Here is a 1,091-nt window from a genome sequence, read left to right as displayed (position 1 = left end):
CACTTGGTGTTTAATGTAATTAATGTTTTTATTTTGTTTGTTAATTGTTATTCTTTGTTGTTTTTAAAGGTAAGGCTTTGAAATGTGGTCAGTAAAAAAACTAATAGCAGTTGAGTGAGAAAAGTTTTGCGCTCATTTTCTATTTTTGATATGTATTTTATTGATTCATAACAATTTTTATATTTAAGAATGCAATCGGTTCATTATTGATACGATTGAATATTCTCAATTTTTGAGCGAAAAATGATCGATGTTTAACTGTTTGATGTGATTGAAACTCTTTGGCTCTTACAAAGAATTAACGTAATTTGGTGATGTGGTTGGTTGAATTTTAACCTTTTGCTTTGTTATGATGCTGCCTCATTTATTGATGTTGGTGATGTTTTAGAAGAATAAACACATTATGTATAGAAAATTGAGATTATTCATGGAATAAGCTCTGGTTCTATATTTTCTAAATTTTAACCTCTATCTAATCCTATATATTCTTATCGTTAATTCGGTGGGAAGGATAATTATTATAATTATTTCAGGTGAAGCAGTGATTGATAAACTCCGCATGAATAAGCACGCCCTAAATAAAGGGATCTTTTTCTTACTCGTCTTATTTCTATTTCTACAAAATATCCAGTACGCCAAAGCTGCAGGCAGTTCAATAGGCCAACAAGATACGTTGGTGATGCTATTGAATTTCAAAGAGAATCCTAACGATCAACCGATCACGTCAGAAGAGGCGCACGCGTTAGTATTTGGTGAAGTTAACGATTTTTACCAAGAAAACTCCTACGGCAAGACATGGCTAAGTGGTCAAGTTGCAGGTTGGTACACATTGCCTGTATCGAATCAGGTGTGTAATTATCCTTCGGTTCAAGCGGAAGCGGATAAAATGGCGCGTGCTGATGGCGTAGTGCTTGAGGATTATCAGCGCATCATTTACATCATGACGCAATCAGGTTGTGCTGGTGGTGGTTCTGCAACAACAGGGAAAACGTTCCCGAGTCGTGCATACATAGATGGCACGCTGTCAGCAAGAGTGATTGCACATGAATTCGGGCACAACCTTGGTTTGAGCCACGCTAAGGCGTTGGATT

1 pseudogene is annotated in these 1,091 nt (G+C 36.4%); it reads left to right on the top strand.

The window, feature by feature from the left end:
* Positions 1-541: 541 nt before the first annotated feature.
* Positions 542-1,091, top strand: a pseudogene (locus tag R7E42_RS25245) (peptidase M11 gametolysin); the annotation flags it as partial.

The sequence above is a fragment of the Vibrio sp. Vb1337 genome, assembly GCF_033338715.1.
Lineage (GTDB): Bacteria > Pseudomonadota > Gammaproteobacteria > Enterobacterales > Vibrionaceae > Vibrio > Vibrio alginolyticus.
Note: the sequence above shows the minus strand (reverse complement) of the source record. Positions and strands in the feature narration are given on the sequence as shown.